We start from the raw sequence: 16972 nt of genomic DNA, 5'->3' as shown, positions 1-16972 counted from the left end.
GATCGGTTCGCTGTCCCACCCGGCACCGCTCGCGAACCCGATCCCCGCGCGGACAAGGGGAGCCGAGAGCCATGGCGGTGAGCCGGCCGGTGGTCGCCGGGGTCGACGGGTCCTCGGCCGCGGACGCGGCGGTCCGCTGGGCGGCGGTGGAGGCCGGACGGCGCGGCACGGGGCTCGTGGTGTTCCATGCCGAACTGTGCGACGACCCGGACCTCCTCCCGCACGGCAGCCCGCCCGGCGACGCTGAACCGCTGATGGAGCCCGCCCGCCTGCTGCTGCGGCAGGCGGCCGAAACCGCCCGCCAGGTCGCGCCCGCGGTGCCGGTGCGGATGTGCGTCCGGCTCGGGACCGCGGCCGAACTGCTGGCCGCGCTGTCCGACGAAGCCGGGCTGCTCGTGCTGGGCGCGCACGGGCTTGGCGGCGCGCGTGGCGGGGCGATCGGGTCGGTCGCGTTGCGGGCGGCCGCTTCCGCGCGGTGCCCGGTGGTGGTGATCCGGGGCAGCGCGGCGGAGGACGGACCGGTGGTGGTTGGCCTCGACGACTCTGACGGCGGCGAGCGCGCCCTCGCCTTCGCCTTCGACGCCGCCGTTTCCCGCGGGGCCGGAATCGAGGCGGTGCACGCGTGGCACGACGGCCGCCCCGGCCGGGAGAACGGATTGCGGGAGCAGGTGGCCGCCTGGGCGCGCAAGCATCCGGTCGTTCCGGTGCGCGTGCACGTGGTGCGAGTGCGGTCGGCGGCGCGGGCGCTGTCCGGTATTTCCGCTGGCGCGCAACTGATCGTCGCGGGTGCCCGGGCTCGCGGCCCACTCGCCGGGGGTCTGCTCGGTTCGACGGGGTATTGGCTGCTCGCGCACGCGTCCTGTCCGGTCGCGGTGGCTCGCTGAGCCCGGGGTGGGTCCTCAGTGGACAGTGCGCTTCCGGAACCCGGTCCGCCCGGTCTGTGACTTTCGGCCTTCGCCTTCGGGCAGTCCGGCCGCGTCGCGAAGGCGGCCGGGCGAGGTTTCCTGAAGGGGCGACCCCGTTCCCGAGAAAGGAGTGCGCAATGACGTCACTGTTGCCCGGTTCCCGGATAACGCTGCCGAACATCGCCGCCTGGCTCGACCGGCCGTGGCCCTTCGTCGACCACAACCCGGTGCGCATCGAGGAAATCACCGAAGGCGGGACCTATACGGTCCGCGCGGAACTCCCGGGTTTCGACCCGGAAAACCACATTTCCGTGACGACGCACGACGGTCTGCTGACCGTCGAGGCGGAGCGCGAGGAGCGCAAGCACCTCGACGGCCGCAGCGAGTTCGCCTACGGCAAGTTCAGCCGCACGGTCCAGCTGCCCGCCGGAGCGGTGACCGGCGAGGTGACCGCGCGCTACGCCGACGGCATCCTCGAGATCTCGATGCCGCTTGCCGGACAGCCGCATGAGAATCGGGTCAAGATCGAGGTCCAGTAGAACGCTGTTGAGTGTCCACTGTGGACTTCCGGGAAGCAGGACGGGCCTTCGATCCGCTCGCTGTTCTCGCGCCCGCTCGTCCGGGGAGAGCGCGTCCCGCCCTAGCGGTGAGGAGCCAGGTATGAAGAGAGGTCGCCAGGTCCGCGCGGTGATGACGGTCGACGTCGCCGTGGTCCAGCCGGGGATGCCGGTCGAAGCGGCCGCCGCGCTGCTGGAGCGGCGCGACGTCGGAGGTGCGCCGGTAGTCGGCGAGGACGGCCGGGTTCTCGGCTTCGTCACGCGCGGCGATCTGCCGAAGCGAGCCGGCCGCCGTCTCGGGAGATGGCGCAAGTCCGCGAAAGCGGCCGAGGTGATGAGCACGCCGCCGGTGACAGTCGGCGCGGACGACGACCTCGGCCGCGCGGCCCGGCTGATGAACGCGCGCCGGGTGCACCGCCTGCCGGTGCTGGCCGCCGACGGCACCCTCGCCGGTCTCGTCTCGCGCGGCGATCTCGGGCGGGTGTTCCTGCGGCCGGACAGCGAAATCCGCGACGAGGTGCGCGACGAGGTCCTGGACCGCGAACTCTGCCTCGACCCGGCGTCGCTGGACATCGCGGTGCGCGACGGCGTCGTGTCGCTTACCGGCACGGTCGAGCGGAACAGCGTGGTCCCGGTGATCCCGGTGATGCTGGCACTGGTCGGCCGCGTGGACGGCGTGGTGGCGGTGAAAGAGCATCTGCGGGTGGGAGTGGATGCCCGGACCGTCCTGGCCGACGAACCGGCCGCGGGCAGAGTGCTCGGGTGACCCCCGATTCCCCGTCGCCCGACGGGAAGAGCGGCCGTGGTCCTTTCCGGACTGCGGCCGCTTCCCTTGCCGGGGCGGGGGAGCGGGTGTGCTTGCGGGAAGGGGCTGGGAGGGGCCTCCGCCTTGCGCGCCGGGCTTTCGGTTGGACGCGAGTGTGCTTCCGGACGTGGGTCCCGCCTTGCGCCCGGTCTTGGGCTAGTTGTGGAGGGGTGTGGGAGGCGCCTCTGCCTCGCGCAGTGCCTTGGGTTGGTTGCGGGTGTGCTTGCGAAGGGGTGTGGAAGGGGCGTCTGCTTTGTGCGCGGGGCCTTCGGCTGGCTGCGAGTGTGCTTCCAGAAGGGGCTCCGCCACGCACGCCCGGCTCTTGGCCGAATGCGAACGTGCTTGCGGGAGGCACCTCTGCCTCGCGCACCCCGCCCCCGGCCGGATGCGAGTGTGTTCGCGGAGCAAGTCTGTAGTCCGGAAGCGCGGGTGCTTGCGGATCGGCCGAGGAGGGTTCTGACTTGCGTGGCTGCCCCTCGGCCGAGCGCGAGCGTGCCCCGAGAGCAGCGGGAAGGCCCCCTGCCCCGCACACCCGTCCCTCGTCCGAAACCGAGCGTTCTCCCCACCACCATCCGACCGCCGCTGCGTGCCGGGCTCCATCCCCAGCCGGAAACCCTCCGCGAAAACCCGCCCGGTCGCCGGAGATGCGCTTTCGTCCCTCCGGGAAGGGACTTCGGCCCCTGCCGGAGCACTCCCGGGCGGGCCACCGTGGACCCCGTCGCCGGAAGCGGCGGCGGGAAGGGGTGGCGGGGGTGGCCGGGAAGAAGCGCGACGGCGCGGTGCTCGTCGGGGTCGACGAGTCGGAGGCGTCGCTGGCGGCGGTGCGCTGGGCAGCCGCGGAGGCGGCGCTCCGGGGGTGCCGGCTGGAGCTGTTCCAAGCCGGGACTGCCGAGCGGCACGCGCGGGAGCGGTTCGCCCGCGCGCACCGGTGGCTGAGCCGCGCCGCGCAGGTCGCCGGGGAAGCCGCGCCGGGGGTGGCGACCCAGCCGGTCGTGCAGGCCGGATCGGCGGTCGAGCTGCTGGTCGGGCGGTCCCGGTCGATGTCGCTGGTGGTGCTGGGTTCGCACGGGCTCGGCGGGCTGCGCGGGGCGGCGATCGGCTCGGTCGCGCTGCGGGTGGCGGCGGGGGCGTACTGCCCGGTGGTCGTCGTGCGCGGGCGGGCGGCGCCGGGCGGGGCGGTCGTGGTCGGGGTGGCCGGCGACGACCGCGCCGGGGGATTCGCCTTCGAGGCGGCGGCGCACCGGCGGGTGCCGCTGATCGCGGTGCGCGCCTGGCGGTCCGACCGGCCGGGACGGGCCGCGGAGGAGGACCGCGCGCTGCGCGAGTGCGTCGCCGCGTGGGCGGACAAATACCCGGACGTCGCGGTGCGCGTCCGGGCGGTGCGGGAGCGTTCGGCGGGACGGGCGCTGATGGCGGTCGAGGGCGCGCAGCTGGTCGTGATCGGCAGCCGCGGCCGGGGCCCGGTCGCGGGCGGGCCGCTCGGGTCCACCGGCAACCGGCTGCTCGCGCAGGCGGCGTGCCCGGTCGCGGTCGTCCGCGGGGCGTGCCGGTGAACGGGCGGGAGAAAACCTCGCGGCTACGGGACATCAGGACCCGCCCGGACGGCCCGCCTGCGGACGGGCGAGGCGGATCCGAGGGTGCGTCGCGGGCAGCACCGCCCCGAGCCCGAACCGCGCAAAAGCGTTGTCGCGGCGGAGCTTTCCCCGCGCGTGACCGAGGAGGAGCGATGCGCGCACAGCCCGGCGACTGGCTGGTGGTGAAGAGCGCCCGGGCGGAAGTCCCGGACCGGCACGGCCGCATCGTCGCGGTCGGGACCGCGGACGGCGGGCCGCCGTTCACGGTCCGCTGGTTCCTCGGCGGCTACGTCTCGACGGTCTTCCCCGGACCGGACGCGGTCGTGCTCACCGCGGCCGAGCGGAAAGCCCTCGCGCCGGGCGGTGCGCGCCGCCCGCGCCGCGGCACTGAGGACGTTGGTCCCTCGCGCCGGTGACTCCGGACCGGCGTGCTCAGACGGGCCGGTCGCCTACTTTCGAGCCAGTGCCAGGGAAAGGACGGGTCTGATGCGCGCACGCGATCTGATGTCCTCGCCTGCGGAGACGGTGCGTCCGTGGACCTCCGCCGGCGAGGCTGCCGGGATTCTCGCCGGACGCGGCTTCCCCGCGCTCCCGGTGGTGGACGACGACGGGCGGCTGGTCGGCATCGTCACCCCGGCCCAGCTCGTCCGCGGCCGGACCCCGGGCGCGATCGAGACGACCGTCGGCGCGGTGATGACCTCGCCCGCCGCCGGGATGCCGCCCGGAGCCGACCTCGCCGACGTCTGCCGCGAGCTGGTGGACGCGGACAGCCAGGCGATGCCGATCGTCGAGGGCTCGCGGGTGGTCGGCGTCGTGACGCTCGGCGACGTGGTCCGCGCGCTCGCCCGCGCCGACACCGCGATCGCCGCGGACGTGCGGCACCGGCTCGAGGTCTACGGCGGGACCGGCCGCTGGAAAGTCGAGGTGCACGAAGGGATCGTGCGCATCACCGACCGGTACGACGACGAAACCGACCGCGACGTCGCGACGCTGCTGGCGCTCGCGGTGCCCGGCGTCGTCGGCGCGGCCCACGACGGGGCGGGCAGATGAACCGCCGGGACCGCACGGTGCTCGTCGGGATCGGCGGATGGGACGGCGCGGCCGAAGCGGTCCGGTGGGCCGCCCGGCTCGCCGAGGGCCGCGACCTCGAACTGGAGCTCGTGCACTGCCTGCAGACCGCGGCGCCGGCCGGGTTCGCCGGGCCGGGACCGCTTTTCGAGGACCCGCCCTCCGACGGCGGACTCCTCGCGCCCGCCGGGGACCCGGCCGTTCCGTTCGGCGACGCGTCCCCGGTCCGCAACGAGGTGTACACCGACTCCGCGCCCGATCTGCTGATCGACCGGTCCCGGGACGCCCGGATGGTCGTGCTCGGCGGCACCGGGGCCGACGGGTTCACCGCCGTGCTGGCGGGCGCGGCGGTGTCGGCGGTCGTGAGCAACGCGGGCTGCCCGGTCGTGGTGGTCCGCGGGCGGCGCGGCGAGGGCCCGGTCCCGCTCGACGGGCCGGTGGCGGTCGGCGTGGACACCAGCCCGAACAGCGAGGCGGCGATCGCGGCGGCGTTCGAGGAGGCCAGCGCGCGTAACGTCCCGCTCGTCGCGGTGCACGCCTGGGCCGACGTCGTGTGCGACGCGATCGAGCGCACCGCGCGCCCGGCGCAGCGGTGGGAGACCCGCCGCCAGCCGGTCGAGGAGCAGCTGTTCGCGCAGCGGCTCGACGGATGGCAGGAGAAGTACCCCGGCGTCGAGGTGCGCCGGAAGCTGGTCCGCGACCGGCCGCGGCAGGCGCTGCTCGACGAATCCGCGCGGGCCCAGCTGATGGTCGTCGGCACCCGCGGCCGAGGGGGCTTCGCCGGAATGCTGCTGGGCTCGACCGCCCAGGCGCTGATCCACCATTCCTCGTGCCCGGTCCTCGCGGTGCGGCCGGAGGCCCGGCGCTGAACCGGTTCACCGGGCCCGCGCACATCTGGCGAAATGACAACAACGGGGGCGGCCCGCGGAAAGCCCGGACGGAGCAACCGGCAATTCCGCCCGCGCCCGGGATTTACGCCGGAAGCGCCATTCCGCGGCCGGACGGCCCCGTCGTTGCGCCGCGCGGCGGACCGCCGGATCGCCCGCTTCCGCCGGGCGGCCAAGGAATCGCGGCGGCCGGGACGTTTTTCCCGCGCGATTTCCCCGCGGCGGGAGAACCCGGCACGATCGTTTTCCCGTGCAGCGCCGGAAAACGCGGCCGTGCCCTTTTCGCGCGCTTGACGGCCCGTCCCGCGAGCCGCAAGACTGAATTCCCAGTGGCGCCGCGCACCGGGACGCGGGGGCCGGACGGGCAGGAGCCGGGGTGAACCAGCGGGACACACCCGAACACGCGAATCTGACGTTCCCCGATCAGCCGAGGATGGAACTGGACCAGCTTCTCGGCGAACTGGTGGAACGCGCCCAGGAGGTCATCAGCACGCAGGGCAGGCTGCGCGGGCTGCTGCGCGCGACCCAGTCGATCACCGGCAGCCTCGCGCTGCCCGCGCTGCTGCGCCGCCTCGTGGAGGCCGCGGCCGAACTGGTCGGGGCGCGGTACGCGGCGCTCGGGGTGATCGGGCCGGACGGACGGCTCACCGAATTCGTGCACACCGGCATGGACCCGGAGGCGGTCGAGCGGATCGGCAGGCTGCCCGAGGGCAAGGGCCTGCTCGGCGCGGTCGTCGAGGACCCGCGTCCGGTGCGGCTGGCCCGGCTGCAGGACGATCCGCGCTCGACCGGGTTCCCGGAAGGGCATCCGCCGATGACCAGTTTCCTCGGCGTCCCGGTGCGGGTGCGCGGCGAGGTGTTCGGCGATCTCTATCTCGCGGACGCCGCACAGGGCCAGTTCGGCGAGGAGGACGAGCAGCTGGCGCTCGCGCTCGCCGCCGCGGCGGGCAGCGCGATCGAGAACGCGCGGCTGTACGAGACGGCGCGGAACCAGCAGGAATGGCTGCGCGCGTCCGCCGCGGTCACCCGGGAGCTGCTGTCGGCGGACCTCGGCGATCCGATGGGCCGCGTCGTGGAATACGCCCGCGCGCTCGCGTCCGCGGACCTGGTTTCGGTGACCCGCCCGGCGGAGCGGGAGGGCTACCTCCGCGTGGAACGCGCGGTCGGGACGGGCGCGGAGCAGCTGGCCGGGCGGGAGCTGCTCACCGAGTCCACTGTGGCCGGCACGGTCTTCGCCAGCGGCGAGCCGAGGATCGGTTCGTGGCCGGACGAGCTGTCGCGGCTGTCCGTGCCATCGGTGCTGACGCTGAACCTCGATTCGGTGATGCTGGTGCCGCTCGCCGGGAACGGGACGGTGGCCGGGGTGCTGACCGTCTCCCGGCTGGCTGGCCGCCCGCCGTTCACCGCCGACGACCTCGAGATCGCGGCCTGGTTCGCCGACCAGGCGTCGGTGGCGCTCGAACTGGCGCAGGCGCGGGCCGAACGCGAGGACGCCGCGCTGCACGACGAACGCGACCGGATCGCGGCGCGGCTGCACAGCGAGATCCTGAACCGGCTCTACGCCACCGGGCTGTCCCTGCAGACCACGGCCGGGCTGGCCAAATCCGCGGTGGTCGCGGCGCGGCTGCGCGAGACGATCGCCGACCTGGACGACGTGATCAACCACGTGCAGCAGACCGTGTTCCGGCTGGACGACGTCCTGCCGCCGGCCCCGGAGCCGATCCGCGACCAGGTGCTGCGGGTGCTCGCGCGGGCGCGCGAGGAATGGGGGCTGGCGGTGTCCACGCAGCTGACCGGGAAGCTCGATCCGGTGCCCTCGGACGTCGTGGTGCCGCTGCTCGCCGACGCGCTGCGGCTGATCGCCCGGCACACCTCGGCCGAATCGGTGGAGGTCGAGATCCACGCGGAGCCGGCGCAGACGACGGTGACCGTCCGGTACGAGGGCGCGGGCGACGTGGCCGTGACGGCCGCGCCCGGCCTGGCCGCGTTGGCGGAGCAGACGAGCCGCCGCGGCGGGACGCTGACCGTGGCCGGTGGTTCGCGGCTGAGCTGGACCGTGCCGGTGGAAACGCGGCCGCCGGAGAACGAGTGAGCACTGCAGGCCGCGCCGTACGCTCGAACGAGCCCGAGGTGGGAGAAGAACCGATGCTGCGGGTTTTCCTGGTGGACGATCACGAGGTGGTCCGGCGCGGGGTCGCCGACCTGCTGGAGGAGGACCCGGAGATCTCCGTGGTCGGCCAGGCGGGCGACGTCGCGCAGGCGCTGGCCCGGATCCCGGCGCTGCGCCCGGACGTGGCGGTGCTGGACGTGCGGCTGCCCGACGGCAACGGCATCGAACTGGCCCGCGAGCTGCGGTCGTGGTCGGCGGACCTGAAATGCCTGATGCTCACCTCCTACACCGACGAACAGGCGATGCTCGACGCGGTGCTGGCCGGCGCCGCCGGATACGTCATCAAGGACATCAAGGGCCTCGACCTGATCTCGGCGGTGCGGGAAGTCGGGGCGGGAAAATCCCTGCTGGACGCGCACGCGGCGGCCGCGCTGATGGCGAAACTGCGCGACAGCGCGGAAAAACAGCGCGGGCCGCTGTCGCATCTGTCGGATCAGGAGCGGACGCTGCTCGGCTTGATCGGGGAGGGATTGACGAACCGGCAGATTTCCGAGCGGATGTTCCTGGCGGAGAAAACGGTGAAGAATTACGTGTCGCGGTTGCTGACGAAGCTGGGGATGGAACGGCGGACACAGGCGGCGGTGCTGGCGACGGAACTGCGGGGCCGTCCGTCGCGGCCGGGCGGCTAGACGCTCGTCGGGCGGTCCACGCCGAGGAGGTCCTCGAGCGGTCGGCGCGGACGGCGGGAACTCGACGGGCGGGGAGTTGAACGAGGCGTCGATCCCGCGGGCGACGGAACTGCGGGGCCGCCCGTCGCGGCCGGGTGGTTAGACGCTGAGCGGCGAGGGCGTGACGAGCACGTCCTCGAGCGGTCGGCGCGGAGTGCGCGGAACCGGGGCGCCGTAGCCGAGCCGGAGGACGATCTGCGGCCAGAGCCCGCCGCCGAGCAGGTCGCGGAGGCGGGCGCGGATGGCGGGGACCTCGACCGGCTGGGAGATGAACGACGCGTCGATTCCGCGGGCGGTGGCGGTGAGCAGGACGCGTTGCAGGGCCTGTCCGGCGCGGAGCCGGTCGATCGGCTGGTCGGCGAACGTCCCGACCACGACGACCAGCGGCGCGGCTCCCGGCGCGCGGGCGCCGCCGCCGAAATCGCGCAGCACCCAGGTGTCGTCCGCGGTGACCGCTCCTCCGGCGGCGAACGGGACGCCGTCGCGGCGGTCGCGGCCGCGGCCGGTCCAGCGCCGCCATTCGGACCGGAAGGCCGGGTCCTCCGTCTGCAGCCGGTGGCTTTCGCGGATCAGCTCCTTGAGCCCGGCGAGCTGGTCCTCGCCGAGCCGCGGCAGCCAGGCGTGTTCGACCTCGGCCGCGTGCCGCAGCGCCCCCAGTGCCCCGGGCGGAACGCATCCGGCGGTGAACGGCGTGCGGTTGGTGTGCCGCAGCGGGATGGCCGCGGCCAGCGCGGCGAGCTTGCGGTCGGTCGCCGCGACCGCGCGCGGCCGCACGAGCGCGAGCAGGTCGGGATCGCCGCGGCGGGGGAAATAGCTGGTGGCGGGCTGGACGCCGGCCGCGTGGATCGCGGCGCGCAGGTTGAACAGCGCGGCCCCGCAGGACAGCAGCAGCTCGCGCCGGTCCGGGTCGGCGACGGGCAGCGTGCGGTCGGCGTCCGCGTGCACCTCGATGCCCGCCGGGCCGACGCTGAACAGCCACGGCTGCGTGTTGTGCGTCGACGGGGCGAGAGTGGCGCTGAGCAGCACCGACGCCACCTGTTCGGCGCTGAGCAGGCCGGACGGCGCCACCTGAAGGGTCATCCTTCTCCCCGGGGCCGCGAAACGCGGGACACTGTGTCGTGCGTAGTCGTTCGCTTCAGCATGCGTCCGCCGGGCGGGGGCGCACAGGGGCGAAAGTCATCTGTCTGAGCACGCCGAGCGCCGAGAGCAGGTCTGATGCCGGAAACCACCCGGAAGCTGTCCGGAACCCTGTCGCAGCTGCGGCTGCGGGAGACGCTGCGCGATCTGCAGGAGCGGATCGAGCTGCTGATCGGCACCCGGGACAAAATGGACGGCCTGCTCGAGGCGGTGCTGGCCGTCGCGTCGGGACTCGAGCTGGACGCCACGCTGCGGCGGATCGTGCGGGCGGCGGTCGAACTCGGCGAGGCGCACTACGGCGCGCTCGGCGTGCTCAGCGACGACGGCGCGCTCGCCGAATTCGTCTACCTCGGCATCGACGCCGAAACCCGGAAGCGGATCGGCCATCTTCCGGAGGGGCACGGCCTGCTCGGGCTGGTGATCGACGACGCGAAACCGTTGCGGCTGACGGAGATCTCCGCGCATCCGGCGTCGGTCGGCTTTCCGGCGAACCATCCGCCGATGCACTCGTTCCTCGGCGTGCCGGTGCGGGTCCGCGACGAGGTGTTCGGCAACCTCTACCTCACCGAGAAAAAGGGCGGGGCGGAGTTCACCGACGACGACGAGGTGATCGTGCAGGCGCTGGCTGCCGCGGCCGGGATCGCGATCGAGAACGCGCACCTGTACGAGCAGACCCGGTTGCGGCAGCGCTGGCTCGGCGCGACCGGCGAGGTGACCACGGAACTGCTCGGCGGCACCGACCCGGTCGACGCGCTCGAGCTGATCGCGGGCCGCGCTCTGGAGCTGACCGGCTCCGACGTCACGATGCTCGCGCTGCCGGGCACGGGCAGGCTCGACACCGACGACGACTGGGAAACCGACTCCGCCGAGCTGACTGTCACCGTGTGCGCGGGCGGCGGCGAGAACCTGGCCGGGCTGCGGATGCCGGTGGCCGGCACGGTGCCGGGCGCGGTGTTCCAGGACCGGACCCCGCGCCGGATGGCCGAGCTGGAGCTGCTGCACGGCCGCCGCGGTCCGGCGCTGGTGGTGCCGCTGCGCGCGGGCGACCACACCTCGGGTGTGCTGATCGCCTTGCGGGACCCGGGATCGGCGTTGTTCGAGACGGCGCAGCTGCCGGTGCTCGCGTCGTTCGCCGACCAGGCCGCGCTGGCGTTGCAGCTGGCTTCGCAGCAGCGGGCCGCGCGGGAGCGGGACGTGCTGTCGGACCGCGATCGGATCGCCCGGGACCTGCACGACCACGTGATCCAGCGGCTGTTCGCGGTCGGGCTGGCGATGCAGAGCACGCAGCGCCGCGCGAAAACGCCCGAACTGCAGCGGCGGCTGCAGGAGAGCATCGACCAGATGCACGAGATCGTGCGCGAGATCCGCACGGCGATCTTCGACCTGCACGGCGGCGCGGCGGGAGCGGTGCGGCTGCGGCACCGGCTGCACGACGCGATCGCGGAACTCACCGACGACGCGCCGCTGCACCCGACGGTCAGCATGGCCGGACCGCTCGACGCGATGCCCGCCCAGCTGGCCGAGCACGTGGAAGCGGTCGTGCGGGAAGGAGTGAGCAACGCGGTCCGGCACGCGGGCGCGACGGCGCTGTCGGTGTCGGTCGCGGTCCGCGACGAGACGGTCCGGATCTCGGTGACCGACGACGGGCGCGGGCTGCCGGAGGGGCTTTCGCCCAGCGGGCTGGGGAACCTGCGGGAACGGGCGGAGTCGGCGGGCGGCGAGTTCGCGATCGGCCCGGGACCGGGCGGCGGGGTGCGGCTGGACTGGTCGGCTCCGCTGAGCTGACGCGGCCGAATGCGGATTCCGCCGGAATGCGGCGAAAAGCGAGCGGAATTCAGCGGTGACGACCTCGAGCGGTTTCGGCGACAGGCGGTCCCAAGGCCCCTTCGGCGCGTCCGTCCACTGTGGAGCGGCGGAGTCCGGGCGAGCGGCCGGTTCCCGGACTGTCCATTGCGGACAATGCCGGGCGGGCCCGGGAAACCGGCCGCTTCCGGCGAGGCCGATTCGGCGGGAACACGGGCCGGGGTAAGGTGAAAAACCGTCCGACGGCACTGCGATCCTCGGTGGTTGCGTGCCTGAGAAGACGGTGAAACGGGCGGGGTCCGAAGCGGGGGATTTCTCGGAATCGGCCTTGCATTCCGAGCTGCTGGTCCCCGGGGAGAGGAAGGAGAAGAGACGCCGATGAGCGACGGGTTCGCCGGCTCGGTCGCGCGATCCGGCGAGGACGAGCTGTTGCGGGCGTTCGTGGAGATGGCCGACACGCTGGCCGACGAGTACGACGTGGCCCACCTGCTGCACCGGCTCGCGCGCTACTGCGTCACGCTGCTCGGGGCCTCGGCCGCCGGGCTGCTGCTCGCGGACCAGCGCGGCAACCTCGAGGTGATCGCCTCGTCGGAGGAGAGCGGCCGGCTGCGGGAACTGCTGCGGCTGCAGACCGAGCAGGGGCCGTGCCTGGACGCCTATCGCAGCGGCGAAGAGGTGGCGGTGGAAGACTTGGCCGCGCAGGCCGGCCGGTGGCCGAGGTTCTCGCCGGAGGCGACGCGGGCCGGGTTCCGGTCCGTGCGGGCGCTGCCGATGCGGCTGCGCAGTCAGGTGATCGGCACGCTGAACGTGTTCGGCCGCGACGGGACGCCGCTGACCGGGGCCGCGCTGAGCGTGGCGCACGCGCTGACCGACGTCGCCACGATCGGGATCCTGCAGGAACGCGCGATCCGCCGCCGCGAGCTGCTGACCGAGCAGCTGCAGCACGCGCTCAACAGCCGGGTCGTCATCGAACAGGCGAAGGGCGTGCTGGCACACGCCGGCGGGCTGGAGATGGAGGCGGCGTTCGATCGGCTCCGCGCCTACAGCCGGGGGAGCAACCAGCGGCTCAGCGAGGTGGCCGAAGCGGTCGCGAGCAGCCGGCTGCGGCCGGCCCAGGTCCTCGGCGAGCGCGGCGCGGACTGAACGCCAGGCGTCACCCGGCGTGCGCGGGAATCCACCCGGAATGACCGTAACGGCCCCGTTCCGTGCACCGAAGCCCGGCCGGGGAGGGGCGTGAGCAGCCCGAACGGACGTCTTGGCAAGCCCGCCCGGACGCCGTTACGGTGAGTGTCCCGGGCCGGACCTCGACGGGACCCCCGCCTGGGCGAATGCAGATGCCGCGTGCCCCAGCCCCCGGCTTTCTGACATCTGCGACCCGGAATCCGTGCGGACAGTCCGGAGTGCCTGATGTCGCTTACGTCCCCCGAAGCGGTTTTCCGCGCCCGGCGCAGGAAATCGTGCGAGCTCTGCGGCGAGCAGATCCCGCCGGGGAAACTGCAGACCGCGCTCGTCCCCGATTCCTCGCGCGCCGATCCGGCCGATTTCGCCGGACACGGCCAGCGCCTCGTCTACGCGTGCGGCGACGAGCACATGGCCCAGCTGGTCGAGAAGGCCCGGCGAGACTGGATCGACGCGCAGTGGTGGTTCGGCCTGCTGTGCCAGGCGAGCCGGACCGCGCGGCAGGCGTCGCTGCCCGAACTCGCCCGCCAGGCGCGGCTGTCGGACCGGCAGCTCGCCGCGGCGCTGGAGTGGAACGCCAGCCGCGAGCACCCGCAGCGGCGGTTGCCGGGAGGGCAGTCCTGCTGATCGCTGGCCGCTTCGCGCGAGTACCTCGCGGTGCCCGGCGAATGATCGGCAGCGCAACGGCCAGCAGCCCGCGCGCACGAGCCAGCCGGGGAGCGTTCCGGCTGCTCCGCTGCGGCTGAGGCATGCGGAAGCAGGCTTCCCGGCCGGATCGCGCACACTCCGGTCGTGCAGCCCCGTGCCGAGACGAACGGCCGCGCGGGCAGCGTCGAGTCGAGCACTCGCGGGGAACACGCCACTGCGGACCACGCGCCGGGCAAGGCGAGCGGACCGGCCTTGGTCGTCGAGGCGCGGCCCCCGGCAGACCCGCGCCGTTCCCGCAAAGCCTGGTCCGGAGCCCCAGATCGGGCACAACGCCAATCGAGCCCGCATTCGGCAGGCGTTTCCCGCGGATTCCGCGCCGGATCCCGGGAAGAATTCACCGCATTCGCCGGGAGCCCCGCCACGGACCGGTGCGGCACGTCCGCCGGAGCGAATCCGGACCCCGGACAAAGACCATTCTCCCCGGGAATTTGCCAGTTCCCGCGCGACCGAACGGAGGTTGTGCCTTTTCCCGCCGAGCCCAGACTGGAGTGCGGCGGGAACGAAGCTGTTCTCGCGGGGACGGCCGGGAAACGGCCGTCGATGAGGTCGAGCCCATGCCGGGAGGCCGCCTGTTCGGCGCGGGGACGCCGCTCGTCGTCTCCCGCGCCCTCCGTCCGGCCCTCCCGGCGAGGCGGGAGCGAAGGAGGACGGATGAGACTTGACGGGAAGGCGGGCGTCGCTCTGGCGGCGGTCGCGCTGGTGGCGTCGTCGCTGGCCGCTTCGGCGTCCGCGGCGGGCGACCGGGCGGAAGCCGCGCCGCCGCCGGCGTGTTCGCCGGGCACCACGGTGGCGACCGACGACGGGCCGGTGTGCGGGATCGCCGGCCCGGATGTCCGGTCGTGGGAAGGAATCCGGTTCGCCGCGCCGCCGGTCGGCGATCTCCGCTGGGCTCCGCCGCGGCGGCCGGCCAAGTGGACCAAGCCGTTCGCCGCGACCGCGCCGGGCAACGCGTGCCCGCAGCTGGCCGGTCTCGGCCCGGGCTCGGAAACCGAGGACTGCCTGAACCTCAACGTCCGGGCGCCTGCCGATCCCGGGCACGGGAAGCTGCCGGTGATGGTGCAGCTGCACGGCGGCGGATTCCTGATCCTGCAGGCGCAGAACGCGAGCCGGCTGGTGACCGAGGGCCGGGTGATCAGCGTCGAGGTCAACTACCGGCTCGGGATTTTCGGGTTCCTCGCGCACGAGGCGTTCGGCGAGCACGCCGGCGACTACGGGCTGCAGGACCAGCAGGCGGCGCTGCGCTGGGTGCAGCGCAACATCGCGAAGTTCGGCGGAGACCCGCACAACGTCACGATCTACGGGGCGTCCGCGGGCGGTTCGAGCGTGTGCGACCACACCGTTTCGCCGACCGCGAAAGGGTTGTTCCAGCGCGGCATTTCCCAGAACGGCGAATACAACTCGCTGCTGGGCACGGACATCCAATGGCAGCCGCAGGACTGCAAGGCCGACCTGCCCGACGAGGAGCAGGCGCAGCGGGCCGGGGCGCGGTTCGCCAAAGCGCTGGGCTGCCAGTCGAACGCCGGGGCGTGCCTGCGCAAGCTTCCGGTGGCGGCCCTGCTGAAACAGGCGGGCAACGGGATGAAACCGGACAGCGGCACGATCGCGCCGATCGTGAACGGCACGACGCTGCCGATGTCGCCGGGCGAGGCGTTCGCCAAGGGGCGGGTCAACCCGGTGGCGCTGATGCACGGCGTGGCCCGCGACGAGGTGCAGCTGCCGTCCGCGTCGACCCCGGAGGACTACCGCAGGCTGGTGGCGCAGCAGTACGGCGAGCACGCGAAGGAGGTCAGCGAAAGCTATCCGCTGAAACGCTTCCCGAATCCGGCCCCGTTCCTCGCCTTCCGCACGATCGTGGCCGATTCCAATTCGGTCTGCCCCGCGCTGCTGAACGACGAGCGGCTCTCGCGGCACATTCCGGTGTACGCCTACGAAATGGACGACACCGACGTGCCGCCGGCGTTCTTCCTCGATCCCACCAAACCGAACGGCGCCTACCACGTCGCCGAGGGAATGCTGCTGACGCCGCCGCCGGGAATTCAGCTCACCCCTAACCAAAAGGTGCTTTCCGACCAGCTGGTGGCGCAGTGGACCGGCTTCGCCCGCACCGGGAACCCCACCGTGGACGGCACTCCCCAGTGGGACCCCTTCACCGAGCGAAACCCGGTCGTCATGTCTCTCAACGCGGCGGGGGACAGCCAGCTCACCACCGAGATCCCGCGCCAGCACCGCTGCAGCGGGCTCTGGAACCCGCTGGCCCCGTTCGCCCAGCACCGCTGATTCCCCGGTGCCGGCGGGCTTTCCGCCTGCCGGCACCGGTGCTCAGGGGCGGCCGCCTTCCAGATGGATGGTTTCGCCGGTGAGGAATTCGGCTTGCAGCAACCACAGCACCGCGTCGGTCACGTCGGCGACGGTGCCGGTGCGGCCGACGAGGGTCCGCTGTGCGGCGTTGGCGAGGAAGTCCGGTTTGGCGTCTCCCTTGCCGTCCCACACGCCGGAGTCGACGATTCCCGGCGACAGCGCGTTGACCCGGACGGGCGCGAGTTCGGCGGCGAGATGCTTCGCGGCGAAGGCGGCCGCCCCGTTGGTGACTCCGGTCACGACGTTTCCGCGGGCCGGCCGCCAGCCGACCTGCCCGGAGAACAGCAGCAGCGACCGCCGGATCGTGAAGTGCTTCGCGAGCAGCAAGGGACCGATGACCTTGGCGGTGAAGGCGTCGACGGTCTTGTCGCGGTCGAGTTCGCGAATCGGCGCCGCGTGGGGTGCGGCCGCTGTGTTGACGAGGTGATCGACCGGTCCGAGTTCGGCGGCTGCGGCGGCGATGGTCGCCTCGTCGCACAGGTCGATGTGCAGTCCGCCGGGCCGATGCGACGCGACGCGCACCCGCGCGCCCTCCGCGGCCGCGGCGTCGGCGATCGCCGTGCCCAGATGCCGTCCGCCCAGCACCAGCACTGTTTGTCCGGCCAGCCGGTTGCCCATGGTCCTTCTCCGTTTCTTCGGGGTGTCGTGGCCGAAGTAGGCTATGGAAAAGTAACCAGGTACTTCAACGTAACCGGAACCGGAGGAATCGCCGTGCCCTACAACGTCATGTCCGCCCGCTGCCCGTCCCGGGTGGTGCTGCACCGGATCGGGGCGCGGTGGACGGTCTTCGTGGTCAACGCGCTGGAGCACGGCCCGCTGCGGTTCACCGCGCTGGCGGAGAAGATCGAGGGCGTCACCCCGAAGGTGCTGACCGAAACGCTGCGCGCGATGGAGGAGGACGGCCTGCTCGCCCGCGTCGAATACGCGGAGCAGCCGCCCCGGGTCGAATACGGGCTCACCGACCTCGGCCGCTCCCTGCTGGTGCCGCTGCGCGCGGTCCGCGAATGGGCGGAAACCCACGTCCCCGAAATCCTCGAAGCCCGCGAACGGGCCCACTCTCTCCGGCAGGGCTGAGCCCCCTCCGGGCGCCTGGCGGAGAAAATCCCGTCACCGGCAGCCTTCCGGCGCGCATAGCCTCCGGGAACCGCGAGGT

General features: G+C 73.2%; 16 protein-coding genes. 14 read left to right on the top strand and 2 right to left on the bottom strand.

Annotated elements, in window-relative coordinates; genetic code table 11:
- Window positions 1-71 precede the first annotated feature (71 nt).
- The 9 genes from F9C11_RS31630 (at window position 72) to F9C11_RS31590 (ending at window position 8595) form a co-directional block, all read left to right on the top strand.
- Window positions 72-884, top strand: coding sequence for a universal stress protein (locus tag F9C11_RS31630; protein WP_409181012.1), 813 nt, complete (start codon window positions 72-74; stop codon window positions 882-884).
- Between the two features lie 158 nt (window positions 885-1042).
- On the top strand, window positions 1043-1444 hold the full coding sequence (locus tag F9C11_RS31625; protein ID WP_409181011.1) for an Hsp20/alpha crystallin family protein: 402 nt from the start codon (window positions 1043-1045) through the stop codon (window positions 1442-1444).
- 121 nt (window positions 1445-1565) lie between these two features.
- Window positions 1566-2228, top strand: coding sequence for a CBS domain-containing protein (locus tag F9C11_RS31620; protein WP_409181010.1), 663 nt, complete (start codon window positions 1566-1568; stop codon window positions 2226-2228).
- A 791-nt stretch (window positions 2229-3019) separates the two neighbouring features.
- A complete protein-coding gene (locus tag F9C11_RS31615; RefSeq protein ID WP_409181009.1) occupies window positions 3020-3820 on the top strand; it encodes a universal stress protein in 801 nt (266 codons plus the stop codon).
- 173 nt (window positions 3821-3993) lie between these two features.
- Complete coding sequence (locus tag F9C11_RS31610; protein ID WP_409181008.1) at window positions 3994-4257, top strand: DUF1918 domain-containing protein; 264 nt, start codon at window positions 3994-3996, stop codon at window positions 4255-4257.
- Window positions 4258-4327: 70 nt separating this feature from the next.
- Complete coding sequence (locus F9C11_RS31605) at window positions 4328-4891, top strand: HPP family protein (RefSeq protein ID WP_409181007.1); 564 nt, start codon at window positions 4328-4330, stop codon at window positions 4889-4891.
- Window positions 4888-5778, top strand: coding sequence for a universal stress protein (locus tag F9C11_RS31600; RefSeq protein ID WP_409181006.1), 891 nt, complete (start codon window positions 4888-4890; stop codon window positions 5776-5778). Before F9C11_RS31605 ends, F9C11_RS31600 begins: the two co-directional genes overlap by 4 nt.
- 394 nt (window positions 5779-6172) lie before the next feature.
- Entirely contained in the window at window positions 6173-7888 is a 1716-nt protein-coding gene (locus F9C11_RS31595; protein ID WP_409181005.1) for a GAF domain-containing protein, read from the top strand.
- A 53-nt stretch (window positions 7889-7941) separates the two neighbouring features.
- On the top strand, window positions 7942-8595 hold the full coding sequence (locus tag F9C11_RS31590; RefSeq protein ID WP_409187015.1) for a response regulator: 654 nt from the start codon (window positions 7942-7944) through the stop codon (window positions 8593-8595).
- A gap of 138 nt (window positions 8596-8733) precedes the next feature.
- Here the strand turns inward: F9C11_RS31590 and F9C11_RS31585 are convergent, their stop codons facing one another.
- Window positions 8734-9714, bottom strand: coding sequence for an Acg family FMN-binding oxidoreductase (locus F9C11_RS31585; RefSeq protein ID WP_409181004.1), 981 nt, complete (start codon window positions 9712-9714; stop codon window positions 8734-8736).
- Window positions 9715-9849: 135 nt separating this feature from the next.
- Here F9C11_RS31585 and F9C11_RS31580 point away from each other — a divergent pair, with 135 nt between their 5' ends.
- The 4 genes from F9C11_RS31580 to F9C11_RS31565 all read left to right on the top strand — a co-directional run bounded on the left by F9C11_RS31580 (window position 9850) and on the right by F9C11_RS31565 (window position 15738).
- Window positions 9850-11556 carry a GAF domain-containing protein gene (locus tag F9C11_RS31580; RefSeq protein ID WP_409181003.1) on the top strand — a complete coding sequence of 569 codons (1707 nt, stop codon included), beginning with the start codon at window positions 9850-9852 and terminating at the stop codon, window positions 11554-11556.
- 396 nt (window positions 11557-11952) lie between these two features.
- Window positions 11953-12717: a GAF and ANTAR domain-containing protein gene (locus F9C11_RS31575; RefSeq protein WP_409181002.1), complete on the top strand. Its 765-nt coding sequence runs from the start codon at window positions 11953-11955 to the stop codon at window positions 12715-12717.
- A 264-nt stretch (window positions 12718-12981) separates the two neighbouring features.
- Window positions 12982-13380 (top strand): hypothetical protein, encoded by a 399-nt coding sequence (locus F9C11_RS31570; protein WP_409181001.1) that lies wholly within the window; start codon window positions 12982-12984, stop codon window positions 13378-13380.
- A gap of 732 nt (window positions 13381-14112) precedes the next feature.
- Entirely contained in the window at window positions 14113-15738 is a 1626-nt protein-coding gene (locus F9C11_RS31565; protein ID WP_409181000.1) for a carboxylesterase/lipase family protein, read from the top strand.
- Between the two features lie 42 nt (window positions 15739-15780).
- Here F9C11_RS31565 and F9C11_RS31560 read toward each other — a convergent pair whose 3' ends face one another.
- Window positions 15781-16437, bottom strand: coding sequence for an SDR family oxidoreductase (locus F9C11_RS31560; protein WP_409180999.1), 657 nt, complete (start codon window positions 16435-16437; stop codon window positions 15781-15783).
- Window positions 16438-16530: 93 nt separating this feature from the next.
- On the opposite strand from F9C11_RS31560, the gene F9C11_RS31555 reads away from it, so the two are divergent.
- Window positions 16531-16893, top strand: coding sequence for a winged helix-turn-helix transcriptional regulator (locus F9C11_RS31555; protein ID WP_409180998.1), 363 nt, complete (start codon window positions 16531-16533; stop codon window positions 16891-16893).
- The last annotated feature ends 79 nt before the right edge of the window (window positions 16894-16972 follow it).

It is taken from the genome of Amycolatopsis sp. VS8301801F10, assembly GCF_046195355.1.
GTDB lineage: Bacteria > Actinomycetota > Actinomycetes > Mycobacteriales > Pseudonocardiaceae > Amycolatopsis.
This window is presented reverse-complemented; position numbering and strand designations above follow the sequence as displayed.